Source organism: Streptomyces sp. CB03234 (assembly GCF_001905885.1).
Lineage (GTDB): Bacteria > Actinomycetota > Actinomycetes > Streptomycetales > Streptomycetaceae > Streptomyces.
The window spans coordinates 100,470-113,846 of sequence record NZ_LIYH01000001.1 but is presented as its reverse complement, the minus strand read 5'-3'; the positions used below and the strand labels follow the sequence as shown (position 1 = coordinate 113,846).

13 protein-coding genes, 1 tRNA gene and 1 pseudogene are annotated in these 13,377 nt (G+C 70.0%); 5 read left to right on the top strand and 10 right to left on the bottom strand.

Annotated elements, in window-relative coordinates:
- Window positions 1-6 precede the first annotated feature (6 nt).
- From AMK26_RS00495 to AMK26_RS00480, 4 genes are all read left to right on the top strand, one after another.
- Window positions 7-975 carry a glycine betaine ABC transporter substrate-binding protein gene (locus tag AMK26_RS00495; protein WP_073750610.1) on the top strand — a complete coding sequence of 323 codons (969 nt, stop codon included), beginning with the start codon at window positions 7-9 and terminating at the stop codon, window positions 973-975.
- A gap of 63 nt (window positions 976-1,038) precedes the next feature.
- Entirely contained in the window at window positions 1,039-1,614 is a 576-nt protein-coding gene (locus tag AMK26_RS00490; RefSeq protein ID WP_073750608.1) for an ArsR/SmtB family transcription factor, read from the top strand.
- Between the two features lie 8 nt (window positions 1,615-1,622).
- On the top strand, window positions 1,623-1,820 hold the full coding sequence (locus AMK26_RS00485; RefSeq protein ID WP_443333133.1) for a hypothetical protein: 198 nt from the start codon (window positions 1,623-1,625) through the stop codon (window positions 1,818-1,820).
- Window positions 1,817-3,112 (top strand): MFS transporter, encoded by a 1,296-nt coding sequence (locus AMK26_RS00480; protein ID WP_073750606.1) that lies wholly within the window; start codon window positions 1,817-1,819, stop codon window positions 3,110-3,112. Before AMK26_RS00485 ends, AMK26_RS00480 begins: the two co-directional genes overlap by 4 nt.
- Here AMK26_RS00480 and AMK26_RS00475 read toward each other — a convergent pair.
- The 6 genes and pseudogenes from AMK26_RS00475 to AMK26_RS00450 all read right to left on the bottom strand — a co-directional run bounded on the left by AMK26_RS00475 (window position 3,051) and on the right by AMK26_RS00450 (window position 9,093).
- A complete protein-coding gene (locus AMK26_RS00475) occupies window positions 3,051-3,839 on the bottom strand; it encodes a S16 family serine protease (protein WP_073750604.1) in 789 nt (262 codons plus the stop codon). The two genes, AMK26_RS00480 and AMK26_RS00475, sit on opposite strands and share 62 nt — an antisense overlap.
- A 397-nt stretch (window positions 3,840-4,236) precedes the next feature.
- On the bottom strand, window positions 4,237-4,878 hold the full coding sequence (locus tag AMK26_RS00470) for an IclR family transcriptional regulator (RefSeq protein ID WP_073750602.1): 642 nt from the start codon (window positions 4,876-4,878) through the stop codon (window positions 4,237-4,239).
- A gap of 256 nt (window positions 4,879-5,134) precedes the next feature.
- On the bottom strand, window positions 5,135-6,922 hold the full coding sequence (locus tag AMK26_RS00465) for a DEAD/DEAH box helicase (RefSeq protein WP_073750600.1): 1,788 nt from the start codon (window positions 6,920-6,922) through the stop codon (window positions 5,135-5,137).
- A gap of 131 nt (window positions 6,923-7,053) precedes the next feature.
- On the bottom strand, window positions 7,054-7,422 hold the full coding sequence (locus AMK26_RS00460; protein WP_073750598.1) for a type II toxin-antitoxin system death-on-curing family toxin: 369 nt from the start codon (window positions 7,420-7,422) through the stop codon (window positions 7,054-7,056).
- Window positions 7,422-7,619 carry an Arc family DNA-binding protein gene (locus AMK26_RS00455; protein WP_073750596.1) on the bottom strand — a complete coding sequence of 66 codons (198 nt, stop codon included), beginning with the start codon at window positions 7,617-7,619 and terminating at the stop codon, window positions 7,422-7,424. The genes AMK26_RS00460 and AMK26_RS00455 overlap by 1 nt, the downstream gene beginning before the upstream one ends.
- A 32-nt stretch (window positions 7,620-7,651) precedes the next feature.
- Window positions 7,652-9,093: pseudogene (locus AMK26_RS00450) on the bottom strand (MFS transporter).
- A gap of 158 nt (window positions 9,094-9,251) precedes the next feature.
- Here AMK26_RS00450 and AMK26_RS00445 point away from each other — a divergent pair.
- A tRNA-Cys gene (locus tag AMK26_RS00445) sits at window positions 9,252-9,326 on the top strand.
- A gap of 6 nt (window positions 9,327-9,332) precedes the next feature.
- Here AMK26_RS00445 and AMK26_RS00440 read toward each other — a convergent pair.
- From AMK26_RS00440 to AMK26_RS00425, 4 genes are read right to left on the bottom strand one after another with little or no spacing between them, the layout of a single operon-like run.
- Window positions 9,333-9,878: an AAA family ATPase gene (locus AMK26_RS00440; protein ID WP_443333132.1), complete on the bottom strand. Its 546-nt coding sequence runs from the start codon at window positions 9,876-9,878 to the stop codon at window positions 9,333-9,335.
- Window positions 9,879-9,881: 3 nt separating this feature from the next.
- Complete coding sequence (locus AMK26_RS00435; protein ID WP_143608412.1) at window positions 9,882-10,544, bottom strand: hypothetical protein; 663 nt, start codon at window positions 10,542-10,544, stop codon at window positions 9,882-9,884.
- Between the two features lie 3 nt (window positions 10,545-10,547).
- Entirely contained in the window at window positions 10,548-12,866 is a 2,319-nt protein-coding gene (locus AMK26_RS00430; RefSeq protein ID WP_073750592.1) for a hypothetical protein, read from the bottom strand.
- A gap of 10 nt (window positions 12,867-12,876) precedes the next feature.
- Window positions 12,877-13,296 (bottom strand): hypothetical protein, encoded by a 420-nt coding sequence (locus AMK26_RS00425; protein ID WP_073750590.1) that lies wholly within the window; start codon window positions 13,294-13,296, stop codon window positions 12,877-12,879.
- Window positions 13,297-13,377 lie beyond the last annotated feature (81 nt).

The window sequence follows — 13,377 nt, the reverse complement described above, 5'->3', positions numbered from 1 at the left end:
AGGGTGATGCGGTACGGGCGCGGGGTGGTGTGCGCGGGGCTGGTGCTGGTGCTGTCGGGGTGCGGGCTGAAGAGCGGCTCCCCGATGGCGGATGACGTGCGGCCGGGCTCGGTGGGGCGCGGGCAGCCGCTCAAGGGCGCCTCGTTGACGGTCACGTCGAAGAACTTCAGCGAGAACATCATCCTCGGCCACATGATCGGTCTGATCTTCAAGGCGGCGGGCGCCGAGGTGCTGGACCGGACGAACCTCCCGGGGTCCATCAGCGGGCGGGAGGCGATCATCAAGGGCGACGCGGACGCGATCTACGAGTACACGGGCACGGCGTGGATCACGTACCAGGGCAACCAGAAGCCGATCGTCGATCCGCAGGCACAGTGGCGGGCGGTGCGGGACGCGGATGTGAGGAACGGTGTCACCTGGCTGCCCCAGTCCACCCTGAACAACACCTACACGCTGGCCATCAACAAGCGGAACAACGCCACCTACCGGTTGCGCACGCTGTCGGACGTGGCGGAGCTGGCGCGCAAGGACCCGTCTGCGGTGACGCTGTGCGTGGAGAACGAGTTCGCGTCCCGGGAGGACGGGCTGCCGGGCATGCAGAAGGCGTACGGCATGAACATCCCGGCGGCCAACATCCGCAAGATGGACGCCGGGATCATCTACACACAGGTCGCGAAGTCGGACACGTGCCTGCTGGGCGAGGCGTACACGACGGACGGCCGGATCGAGGCGATGGACCTGGACACCCTCGCTGACGACAAGCGGTTCTTCCCCAACTACAACGCGGCGCCGTCGCTGCATGCGGCGACGTACGAGAAGTACCCGGTGATCGCGGAGCTGCTGAACCCGCTGAGCGCGCGGCTGAACACGGCGGTGGCGCGGGAGTTGAACGCGCGGGTGGATGTGGGCGGTGAGGATCCCCACGAGGTGGCGAAGGAGTGGCTGGTGAGGGAGGGGTTCATCAAGGAGGGCTGATTCCAAAGGAGTTGTTGCAAAGAAGTGGTTGCAAGCAGTTCTTTGCAACTCTAGGGTGAGGGTATGCCCGAGCCCGAGAAGAAATCCGTCCGGCAGCTCGATCCGCGCTCCCTGCGCGGCCTCGCCCACCCCTTGCGGATCCGCCTGCTGGCCGCCCTGCGCCACCACGGCCCAGCCACCGCTTCCCAACTGGCCGAGCGGCTCGGCGAGTCCAGCGGCGCGACCAGCTACCACCTACGCCAGCTCGCCACGTACGGCTTCGTCGAGGACGACCCGGAACGGGGGAAGGGGCGCGAGCGCTGGTGGAAGGCGGCGCAGCGGGGCACTGCCGTCGACGCCTCGCTGTACGACGACGAGTCCCCCGAGACCCGTGGCGCCCTGAACGTCTTCCTCCACGAGATCGCCACCATCCACAACCAGGAGCTGTCCACCTGGGTCGGCACGATGCGCGACTGGCCCACGGAGTGGGTGAAGAACTCGGACCTGAGCGACTTCTCGCTCCGGCTCAACCCCGAGCAAGTCCACGAGCTGGACGAGAAGCTGCACGCGCTGATCAACAGCTATGCCGACGTCGAACCGGGTGAAGGCGCCGCCCGCGTACGGGTCCACCTCCACGCCTTCCCGCAGAAGAACGACTGAAGGGACCGATGGCCGCCATGCACCCCGACATCCACTTCCGACTGCACGAGCAGCGCGCCGCTGAATTGAGGGACCGCGCTCCCCGGCGGCCGGCGCCCCGGCGGCGTCACCAGCCGCCACTGCGTACGCGACTGGGCTGGGCACTCGTCGAGCTGGGCCTCCGGCTGGTGGCCGCTCCCCCGCCACGTACCGCCCGTATCGCGTGAACGGGCAGCAGCGGCGGCCGCTCGCCACCGTGCTGGTGGCCAACGCCGTATCCATCAGCGGCAACTCGCTGACGCTCATCGGCGTCCCGTGGTTCGCGCTCCAGACCACCGGCAGCCCCGGCAAGGCCGGGCTCGTCGCCTTCTGCGCCACGCTGCCCGTCGTCGTCTCGGCGATCGTCGGCGGGCCGGTCATCGACCGGGTCGGGCGCCGGCGCGTCAGCATCGCGTCGGACGTGGTCTGCGCCCTGGCGCTCGCCGCGATCCCGCTCCTGCACTACGCGGGGCGGCTCGACTTCTGGATGCTGTGCGCGCTGATGGGCGTCACCGGGCTGTTCCACGCGCCCGGCGAGACGGCCCGGCACGTCCTCGTGCCGGACCTCGCCGAGCAGGCCGGGACCACGCTCGCGCGGGCGGCGAGCCTGTTCGACGCGGTGTCGCGCGGGGCGCGGATGGCGGGCGCCGCCCTCGCGGGCGTACTGATCGCGCTGGTCGGCGCGGAAACGGTCCTGCTGCTCGACGCGGCGACCTTCGGGCTCTCCGCGCTGCTGGTCTTCGGCGGCGTACGCGGCGTGAAGGCCGCCGAACCGCGGCGGGACGGCGCGCCCGTGTCGGTGGCGCGGTACCGGGCGGAGCTGCGCGAGGGGTACGCCTTCGTGCTCGGCTCCCGGCTGCTGCTGGGCATCACGCTGATGGTGATGGTCACCAATGGCCTGAGCCAGGGCTGGAGCGCGGTGCTCCTGCCGGTGCACGCCCAGCTCAACCTGGGCGGCGCGGCCGCGATCGGCCTGGTCATGGCGGTGTGGGGCGGGTGCGCGCTGCTGGGCGCCCTGCTGTACGCGGCGGTGGGGCACCGCTTCCGGCGGCGCACCGTGTTCACGGTCGCGTTCCTGGTCAGCGGGGCGCCGCCGTTCGTCATGGCGGCGATGACGGACAGCGTGTGGCCGATGGTGGTGACGGCGGCGGTCGGCGGGCTGGGCTCGGGGGCGCTCAACCCGATCCTGACGACGGTGGTGTACGAGCGGGTCCCGGACGCGCTGCGCAGCCGGGTGGCGGGGGTGACGACGGCCGGGGCGCTGATGGCCATGCCGCTGGGCGGGGTGGGCGCGGGTTACCTGGTGGAGCGGGTGGGTCTCGTACCGGCGCTGCTGGCGGTCAGCGGGGTGTACTTCGTGACGACGCTGGCACCGGCGTTCTTCCCCTCCTGGCGGGAGATGGACGGGCCGGCGGCGGTCAGCAGCTCGGGACCTTCTTCCCCTGCTCCAGAGCGCGCAGCGACGACACCGCGTCCTTGAGCGTGGTGACGGGGATGAGCCGCAGCCCCTCCGGCTTCTCGGCCTGGGCGTCCGCGCACTCGGCCTTCGGTACGAGGAAGACGGTCGCGCCGTCGCGGTGAGCCGCCTGGGTCTTGAGGGACACCCCGCCGACGGCACCGACCGTGCCGTCGGCGGCGACCGTTCCCGTACCGGCGATCGTGCGGCCGCCGGTCAGGTCGCCGCCCGAGCCGTCGCCCTGGATCTTGTCGACGATCCCGAGCGCGAAGAACAGCCCGGCGCTGGGCCCGCCGATGTCGGCCAGCTCCAGGTCGACCTTCACCTGCTTCGGGCTCTTGCCGAGGTAGCCGAGGGCGGCCTGGACGGCGCTGTTCTGCGATGCCCGCATCTGGCCGATGTTGCGCTTCTCGATCTCGGCGTCGGACTTGCCGGCCGGGTAGACGGAGTCGTGCGGCAGCACGGCACGGTCGCCGCGGAACCAGCTGTCGACGACGTCCCCGAGGTCCACGTCGGCGCGCGGCCCGGTCGCCACGATCGTCGTCATGCGCAGCTCGCCCTCGGTCTTGCGGACGGGCACGCCCGAGATGGTGATCACCTGCCGCCCCTTGTGCTCGCCGAGCACGTCACTGGTCGACCCCGGCTGCGCGAGGGTGAACGGCAACGGCGCGACCCCGGCGGCGACGAGCAGGGCGACGACGGGCAGGGCGCACAGGGCGAGCGCGCGGGGACGCGTGAGACTGGAGAGCACGGTGCCAATCTATCGGCCGGTGGTCGCCGGCCGCCGGGGGGCGGGCCGGGGGCACCCGTCGGCCCCGGCGCGGGCGAGGCCGGAGGTACGGCCGGCCCCGGCACGGGCGGGGCTCAGCAATGGGACGTCCCGGCGCGGCGCGGCGCTCAACAGCGGGCGGTCAGCCCGGCGCGGCGCTCAGGAACCGGGCGGCCGGCCCCGGCGCCGTACGCGTGCGAGGGCGGCGCTCACGAGCCGGGCGGCCGGCCCCGGCGCCGTACGCGTGCGAGGGCGGCGCTCACGAGCCGGGCGGCCGGCCCCGGCGCCGTCCACCAGCCGGGCATCCGCCCCGTGCGAGGGTGCCGGGCAGCGCCCGGCCGACCCGCTCGGGGCGGACCGGCCGGGGCGGACCGGCCGGTCAGCGGAGGGCGTCCGCGACTTCGCGGGCGGCGTCGACGACGCGCGGCCCGACCCGTTCCGGTACCGCGTCCGCGAGCATGACCACGCCGACGCTGCCCTCGACGCCGGTCACCCCGAGCAGCGGGGCCGCCGCGCCGCTCGCGCCCGCCTCCAGTTCGCCGTGCGTGAGCGTGTAGCCGGGCTCGTTGAGGGCGCCCTGGCGGGCGGCGAGTATCGCGCGGCCGGCCGCGCCCCGGTCCAGCGGGTGGCGGAAACCGGCCCGGTAGGCCACGTGGTAGTCCGTCCAGGTCGGCTCGACCACCGCGACGGCGAGCGCCTCCGCCCCGTCGACCAGCGTCAGATGGGCGGTGGCCCCGATGTCCTCGGCCAGCGACCGCAGCGCGGGCAGCGCGGCCTCGCGCACCAGCGGGTGCACCTGGCGGCCGAGCCGGAGCACGCCGAGGCCGACGCGGGCCCGGCCGCCGAGGTCACGGCGTACCAGGGCGTGCTGTTCGAGCGTGGCGAGCAGCCGGTAGACGACGGTCCGGTTGACGCCGAGTTTGTTGGACAACTCGGTGACGGTCAGCCCGTGGTCGGTGTCGGCGAGCAGCTTGAGGACGCGCAGTCCTCGGTCGAGCGTCTGGGAGGTCTCCGCGGTCACGACGCCCTCTCCTTCGGAGTGAGTGACGGCGGGCACTCTCAACGGCGGATGCGCCACCGGTCCCATCGGCGACGCACGGAGAGGCCGCCGGCAGGCCATGGCGCACCGGCTGCGCTCCGCGGCGGCGTTGCCACGGGGCGTTTGCATTGCGATTGCCGGGACAGTAGCGAGGGACTCCGCTCAGCGGAAGCCCTCGTCCAGAATCCGGGCGCAAGCGAGGGGCGTACGGACATTTCGTCCCGTTGTGCACCCATTGCTAGCGCATGCGCGTGGCCCACTCCTGGACCTTCTTGATCCGCTCCCTGATCTGTCCCGCCGTCGCCTCCGCGCTCGGCGGCCCGCCGCACACCCGGCGCAGTTCGGTGTGGATGACGCCGTGCGGCTTGCCGCTCTGGTGGACGTACGCACCGACCATCGTGTTCAACTGCTTGCGCAGCTCCAGCAGCTCCTTGTGCGAAACGACGGGCCGCCGCTCGGCCGGCAGCTCCAGCAGGTCGGCCTCCTCGGCCGGCTTCTGCCTGCTGTGCGCGATCTGCCGTGCCTGCCGTTTGCGCAGGAGCAGTTGGACCTGGTCGGGCTCCAGCAGCCCGGGGATGCCGAGGTAGTCCTGCTCCTCCGCGCTGCCGGGGTGGGCCTGCATGCCGAACTCGGCGCCGTCGTACAGCACCCGGTCGAAGACCGCGTCGGACTCCAGCGCCTCGAAGGGCAGCATGTCCTGCTCGCCGGTGTCCTCGTCCTGCTGCTTGTTGGCCTCGTCCATTTCCTTCTCGGACTCGGCGTACGGATCCTCGTCCTCGCCCGCCTTCTTCGGCTTGTCGAGGGCGTGGTCGCGCTCGACCTCCATCTCATTGGCGAAGGTCAGCAGGTTCGGGATCGTCGGAAGGAACACGGACGCGGTCTCGCCGCGCCTGCGCGATCGTACGAAACGGCCCACGGCCTGCGCGAAGAACAGCGGCGTCGAGATCGTCGTCGCGTACACGCCGACCGCGAGGCGCGGCACGTCGACGCCCTCGGACACCATCCGGACGGCGACCATCCAGCGGTCGTCGCCTTCGCTGAACTCGTCGATCCGCTTCGACGCGCCCGCGTCGTCGGAGAGGACGACCGTCGCCCTGGTCCCGGTGATCTCGCGGATCAGCTTGGCGTACGCGCGTGCCGAGTCCTGGTCGGAGGCGATGACCAGGCCGCCCGCGTCCGGGATGCCCTTGCGGACCTCGGTGAGCCGCTGGTCGGCGGCGCGCAGCACGTTCGGCATCCAGTCGCCGCGCGGGTCGAGGGCGGTGCGCCAGGCCTGCGAGATGGCGTCCTTGGTCATCGGCTCGCCGAGCTTGGCGGCGACCTCGTCGCCGGCCTTGGTGCGCCAGCGCATGTTGCCGCTGTAGCTGAGGAAGATCACGGGCCGGACGACCCCGTCGCCGAGGGCGTTTCCGTAGCCGTACGTGTAGTCGGCGGACGACCTGCGAATCCCGTCGTTGCCCTCCTCGTACGTGACGAAGGGGATCGGGTTGGTGTCCGACCGGAACGGCGTACCGGTGAGCGCGAGCCGCCGCGTGGCCGGCTCGAAGGCCTCCAGGCACGCCTCGCCCCACGACTTGGAGTCACCGGCGTGGTGGATCTCGTCGAGGATGACGAGCGTCTTGCGCTGCTCGCTGCGGTTGCGGTGCAGCATGGGCCGTACGCCGACGCCGGCGTAGGTGACCGCGACGCCGTGGTACTCCTTGCTCAGCGGCCCGGCGCTGTAGTCCGGGTCCAGCTTGATGCCTATCCGCGCGGCGGCGGCCGCCCACTGCTTCTTCAGGTGCTCGGTCGGCGCGACGACGGTGACCTGCTGCACGACGTGGTGGTGCAGCAGCCAGGACGCGAGCGTGAGCGCGAAGGTGGTCTTACCGGCGCCGGGCGTCGCGACCGCGAGGAAGTCGCGCGGCTGCTCCTGGATGTACTTCTCCATCGCGGCCTGCTGCCAGGCACGCAGCTTGTTGGCGGTACCCCAGGGCGCGCGGCCGGGGAAGGCGGGTGAGAGGTGATGGGAGGCGGTAGTAGTCACGGTCTCCGATTCGGTCTCTCGGCTGTTACGTACGACAACCGGGCCACCCTACCGGTGGCTCGGCGCCGCCCCCGCCGGGACGGCGCCGTGACCTCGTGGAGTGCGACGCGGGTCACACCTCCGGCCCGCCCTCAGCGGGCGAATCGCGGCAGCTGCGCGGCGATCTTGGGTACGTCAAGCGCGCCTTGGCACACGTCGAGCACGAACTGCTCGGCCTCGTCCACGTCGAACTCCGCATCGAGCGGATGGCCATTCATGTGCAGGAAGACCCAGGTCGCGTACCAGGCGAGGCGCTTGTTGCCGTCGACGAGCCCGTGATTGCGCGCAACGGACTCCATCAGAGCGGCGGCCTTCTGCCAGACGTCCGGGTAGGCGTCCTGGCCGAACACACTCGACTGGGGACGAGCGAGCGCCGAGTCGAGCAGCCCGAAATCGCGCACGTCCGGGGTGCCGAGCCGCTCGGCGAGATTGAGCAGCTCAGGCAGCGTGAGGTAGCGCATCAGGCGAGCCTCCGGTTCAGCTCCTCGCTCACCTTCAGCACGTGCTCGGCTGCTTCGTCGAACAGCCGGGAGTGTTCGTTTATGGCGTTCATGACCGCGTCGTGGGCGAAGGACTGCATGCTGCGTCCCTCCCCCTCGGCGCGCTTGCGCAGGGCGTCCAGCTCTTCCTCGGTGAACCTGACGTTGAGACCAGCCATGACTCGACGGTACCGCGTGGTACCGCACGGTGTCACTGCGGTTTTGGAACGACCCGCAACCGCGTCGCCACCCACGCCCCCACCAGCCCCACCGCCGCCATCGGCAGGAACACCGCCGCGAAGGCGACCGGGTGCGAGCCGCCCGGCGAGGCCGCGTGTCCCGCCACCGCACCGCCGCCCAGGGCCGCGAAGGCGGCGCCGCCGCCCGTGAGGAGCAGCGCGTTGGTGAGCCCGTCGGAGATCTGCAGCGCGGCCGAGTTCGCGCCCGCCTCCTCCGGCGCCGACAGCTTCAGCAGCAGCACGCTCGTCGAGGCGATGACCATGCCCATGCCGAGGCAGCCGAAGCCCCAGGCCACGCCCACGATCCACACCGGTACGGAGTGGATCAGCACGCTGGGCGCCGTCGCGATGGCCGCCGCGACCAGCAGCATCCCGAGCACCATCAGCCGCTCCCGGTACGGCTCCACGCGGGGCCGCGACTGGATGTACGAGCCCAGCGCCCACGTCGCGCCGCCCACCGCCAGCGACAGCCCGGCCATGGTGGGGCTCAGCCCCGCTCGGTGACCAGCATCAGCGGCACGAACGACTCGGCCGAGATGAACGCCCCCGCCGCCAGCCCCCGTAGCAGCACCACCGACGGCAGCCCGCGCGCCGCCCGGTAGGTGCCGCGCGGCAGCAGCCCGAGCGCGGCGGGCACGAGCAGCGCGGCGCCCGCCACCGCCGGGACCAGCGACCACGGGCGCAGGTCCTGCCCCGCGTACTGGAGCAGGCCCGCGCCCAGCGAGATCCCGAGCGCCAGGCGGATGCGCCGCCCGTCGAACGGCGCCGGCGCCCCCGGATCAGCCGGGCCGGACGCCATGCGGCGTATCGCCGGCAGGGCGAGCGCCAGCGGCAGGACGACGAGCACGGGGATGCCCGTGAACACCCACCGCCACCCCAGCCGCTCGGTGACCGTCCCGGCGGCGAGCGGCCCCACGATCGAGGGGATGACCCACCCGGCGGCGAACGCGGCCATGATCGCGGGCCGCAGCCGCTCCTCGTACGCCCGGCTGACGACCACGTACAGCGCCACGATCACCAGCCCGCCGCCCAGTCCCTGCACGGCCCGCCCGAGGATGAACAGCCACATGGCGCCCGCCGTCCCCGACATCAGCAGCCCCGCCCCGAAGGCGGTGATCCCGCCGGTGAGCGGCGCGAGCGGCCCGGCGCGGTCGGACCACTGGCCGGACAGCACCATGGCGAAGAGGCTGGTGGTGAAGTACGCGGAGAAGGCGAACGCGTACAGCGGAACGCCGTGCAGTTCCCGCGCGGCGACCGGCATCGCCGTACCGACGGCGGTCGCCTCGAAGGCGATCAGCATCACCACGGAGACGATCCCGACACTGAGGGCGCGATGCTCCCGCCCGAGAACACCGCCGGGCTTCTGCTGCCCGGCGGTGGATATCCCTGTGCGGCTGCTCTTCAATGCGGTCATGGACTCACCGTAAGTGGCATCCCCCCGCTTGGCCCCTGTCCGGGGACGGGACGGTCCTCGTCCCTTGGTCGTACGTCCATGAACGCCGTGTGGCAGTCGTGTTGCATGCCTTCCCCCACCGCGCCGGCGCACCCTACGGTCGTACCGACCAAGCACCCGACCGTGTGCCCGAGAGGCTGAGGGGCCAGACTGCAACTCTGGTGACGCGGGTTCGAATCCCGCCACGGTCTCCACCGTGTCTACGGCACGAGGGCGCGATCCAGGCCGGCCAGGATCGCGTCCACCGTTCCCTCCACCGTCAGCTCCGACGTGTCGAGCCAGAGCCCGATCCGTGGCGTCTCCTCGCGCAGCCCCCGGTCCAGCAGCTCGGGCGTCCAGCCGCCGCCGTACCCCGTCTTGGCCCTCCCCTCCTCCCGGGCGGCGACCACGCGCGCGTGCGGGGCGAGGACGACGACGTGGAGGGGCCGGGTGCGTACGAGGGCGGTGTACGCGGCGAGTTCGGCGCCCAGCACCACGTCCTGCACGACCGCCGTGAAGTTCTCGTCCGCGTACGCGTCGGCCGTCGCGGCCGACAGCCGGTACCGCAGCCGCAGCTGCGCGAGGGCCTCCTCGCCCGCCTCCGGCAGCATGTCCGCCCGCCCCGACACGATCATGCGGCGGAAGACATCACCCCGCACGTGCGCGGCCCTCGGCAGCCGTTCGGCGAGCGCCTGGGCGACGGTGGACTTGCCGGCGGCCATGACGCCGGTGATGAGGACGACACAACCCTGCGGCAGGCCAGCCACGCCTCAGCCCTGCCCGGGCAGCGCGGTCGGCACCGTGACGGTGTCGGTACACCCCAGAAGACCGCGGAGGTTGCCGGCCAAGGACAGCGCCAGACGAGCGGGCAGGCGCGCGTCACCGTCGGCCGCGCCGGCCCGGCTCACTTCGACCTCCAGCGGTACGCCCTCCCGCTGACTCGCCGGAGCCTCGGGGACCTGGCAGGTCACGAGGAGCGCGACTCGGTCTCCACCGTCCGTCTCATGGACGTACACATCCTTGGCCGCTTCCCGCCACTGAACGGCGAGCTTCCCCTCCGACACCGAGTCCATGGTCAGTACCGACCACTTCGCCCGGGTCACCACCCGGGTGTCCGCCGTACTCCCCGACAACCGGCACGGTTCGTACGAGCGGCGGTCCAGGTCCTCCCCGTCCGCTGCCCGCACCCTCGCTTCCCCGGCCATCGTGTCCGCGAGCTTCCGCGCCGACACGGGTGCCTCCGCCCGCACCTCACCGCCACCGACAGCCCGCCGCGCGGCGTCCACACCCTCCCGGCCGAGCAGTTCCCGGCATGTGTTCAGTTCGGGGGACGACTCACTCTGCGCGGATCCGTCACCGGTGCAGGCGGCCAGGAAGAACACTCCGGCGGCGACGAGGGCGCCCTTCTTGAGAAACGGTGCGGTATTCGTCATCACTCACTTGACTTTCATCGCGTCGGCGGCACCCTGGTTCCCCGCCAGGTAGGACTGCTCCGCCTGCCAGATGAGGCGACGCCTTTCCTCCGTCGTCATCTCCGTCTCTTCGATGTAGTTAATCAGGGGGACCACCGCGCCGCGCTGACCAGCCTGCTTGGCCTCTTGAATGGCACTCAAGGCCTGGTCGTCGTTCTTGTGCTCATGATCCTTCAGGTATTGCAACGTCTCTGTTGCGTAAGCCGTATTCACCGCGCCTCCCACAGCCTCCATCACCAGCGGAACGGCGGTGACGGCGACCACCCCAGCCGCAGGACCGAGCACCAGTGCGGACCCGATGCCGACGACTCCTGCGACACCCGAACTGACGCCGTACTTGCGCCACTCCGCCTGCTTCTCGAGTTCCAGATTCTTCTTGTCCTCGTCGTCCTTGAAGTCGTCCGCAATCTGGATCGCACGCGCCTCATCCATGACGCCGTGCACCTTGGAGGCATTGAAGGCGAACTCGGCAGCGGCATCCTTGTCACCACCCAGCGCCTTCAAGCCGCTGGCCTCGAACACCTGCTGAGCCCCAGACAATGTCTTGTACGCGTCCTCGTTCGAAGCGACTGCCGCCATGAAGTTCCGGCTCGCCACCTCACCAAAGTCCGTACGGTAGGAGCCGTCGCTGCTGCCCGGGAACAACTTGTCGCGCTCGACCACCTCTGCGCTGCCGCCGAAGTTGTACGTGGAGTAGTTGAGGTCGTCGATGTAGGCCGCACCCATTCGGCCAAGACTGTCCATCAGTTCCCCGTGCCGCCCCCGTAGGCCAGTGTCGGAACCGTAGTCATTGATCACTTCCTGCATGATTTCGGCAGTGTCGTCGTCACGCTTCAGCACAGGGTTGGGGTCGTCCCAGCCATGTCCTGTGACGGCCGCTTCCAGGGCATGGCCCAGGGCATCAGGAAGGTAGGCGAGGGACTTCTTGGCATCGTCGGGATGATGGCCGTCGATGTCGGGGAACGACTTATATCCCTCGTTCTGGAAGTAGTCCAGATAGCCGGTGAGCTTGTTGCCGTTCTTGTCCGATCCGAGGTCCGGCGACCCGCCCTTCAGCGTGCCGTCCTCGTTGTACGCCGTCGGATCGGCGGAGAAGAAGAGCTTCGCGGCATCCGGACTGTGGCCCAGCGCCTCCAGCACCGGCACGACCGGGTCGTAGCCGGCCCCGTTCACACCGGACGGGTTGAAGGGGGCCTTCTGCCATCCGCCGATCGCCTTGTTGTCGGCGAACATGTACGGGTCCTTCTGGTGGAGCTGGACCACGTGCTCGGCAATGGGGTTGAGGAACTTGGCGTCATAGTTGCCGTACCGCATGATGCCACCGAGCAATTGGTAGCCGAAGGGACCGTTGTAGTCGTTCTTGGCCAGCGGGATGCGTTCGGTGCCGAGTGTACGCATCTCGGCCGACCAGGTCTCGGTCCACTTGTCGCCGCCCTGGGTCGCCGCGGCGAGGTTGAGCCCCAGGTTCCGCTGGAGCTCCTGCACGTCCTTGAGGCGCTGCTTGTCAAGCTCTGCGTAGTCGTAGGTGTCCGTCGCAAGCTGCCCGAAGAATTCGAGAGACCCCTTTGGCCCCATACCGTTGTAGAAGGTACGGGAGAACTCCTTCGAAGTGTGGTTGTCCTTCAGGAGCTCGTTCAGCCGTGCCAACTCCTCGTGCGAGAGGTCCCGGCCCTTCTTCGCGAGGTCGAGAGCCCGCTGGGCCTCCTCCGCGTCGAGGCTCTTGTACGTGGGTGCGCTGAAGTTGTGCCGGTCCCCGGTGATGTTCGCCTTGAGCGCGTTCGCCGTGGCCACATCGGCGTCGTCACACGTCTCCACGATGGCGTCGATACGTCGCTGGAGCGCCCTGATCCGCTCGTTTTGCTGCTGGAGAAGGACCTCGTAGTCAGGATCGTGGCGCGCCGTCGGGTCCTTTTCCAGGGGGTAGGACGATTCGACTTTGCCGTGCGCGGTGACGACGAGCCCTTGCTCCTTGGCCTCAGTGTCGATGATCCTTTTCAGTTCGTCCTTCGCCTTCTTGAAGGCGCTGTGCCCTTCCTCGAGGATCACCTTGATGCCCCGGGCGGCTTTCGCCGCGTCGTCGAACTCCTTGGCCGTCTTGTCGACGAACGGCTTTGTGACTTCGGCGTTGACACCCCTCCAGTACTCGTCCCTGGCTCTGGCCGCCATGGTGGTACGGGCATCGGTGGCAAGCTTTTCCAGCTTGGTGGTCATGTGCGACCAGTCGTCCGCCGCAGCCTTCATCTTGTCGAGCGGAGCATGGTAGACATCACCGAACTTCAGCACGAAGCCCCACCTACTGAAGGTATTCGTTGATCTTCGACACAGAGAGGGACGCCGCGATGTCCTGATCGACCTTCGCCTGCGAGGAGGCGCTGTAGTCGAGGTGGTTGGAGATGTGCGCGCAGGCGTCGAGCAAGGTGTTCAGTTGAGAGTTCCAGGTGTCATGGACGGTTCTCATGGCAGCGCCGGTCTGAAAGCCGTTGACGGTCATCATGGTTGCCGCTTCCGACGTACTGGCCCGCGCATGATTGCCATCGGATCTGAGGCGGCTGTGCAGTTCGTACGCCGCGTGGCCGATCCACCCCAGCTTGTCCTGGTTCACAGCCAAGTCGACATTGCTGCTACCACCGGCACCACCGACCTGATTCAGACGCGTGCCGACGGTTTCGGCGGCTGACGCCCTGGCCGACGCCCACTCTTCGTCGAACGACATGGGTTCCCCCGTCGTGGAATGTCCGCGTAGAGCTCTACGGACCCCACCTTAGGGCGTCTCCTGCGGCACCCCAATTCCGGT

Bases quoted from the DNA above. Each gene is read 5' to 3' on its own strand.
- AMK26_RS00495 (WP_073750610.1), top strand. From the start codon at position 7: ATGCGGTACGGGCGCGGGGTGGTGTGCGCGGGGCTGGTGCTGGTGCTG.
- AMK26_RS00490 (WP_073750608.1), top strand. From the start codon at position 1,039: ATGCCCGAGCCCGAGAAGAAATCCGTCCGGCAGCTCGATCCGCGCTCC.
- AMK26_RS00485 (WP_443333133.1), top strand. From the start codon at position 1,623: ATGGCCGCCATGCACCCCGACATCCACTTCCGACTGCACGAGCAGCGC.
- AMK26_RS00460 (WP_073750598.1), bottom strand. From the start codon at position 7,422: ATGCGCTACCTCACGCTGCCTGAGCTGCTCAATCTCGCCGAGCGGCTC.
- AMK26_RS00455 (WP_073750596.1), bottom strand. From the start codon at position 7,619: ATGGCTGGTCTCAACGTCAGGTTCACCGAGGAAGAGCTGGACGCCCTG.
- AMK26_RS00435 (WP_143608412.1), bottom strand. From the start codon at position 10,544: ATGACGAATACCGCACCGTTTCTCAAGAAGGGCGCCCTCGTCGCCGCC.
- AMK26_RS00425 (WP_073750590.1), bottom strand. From the start codon at position 13,296: ATGTCGTTCGACGAAGAGTGGGCGTCGGCCAGGGCGTCAGCCGCCGAA.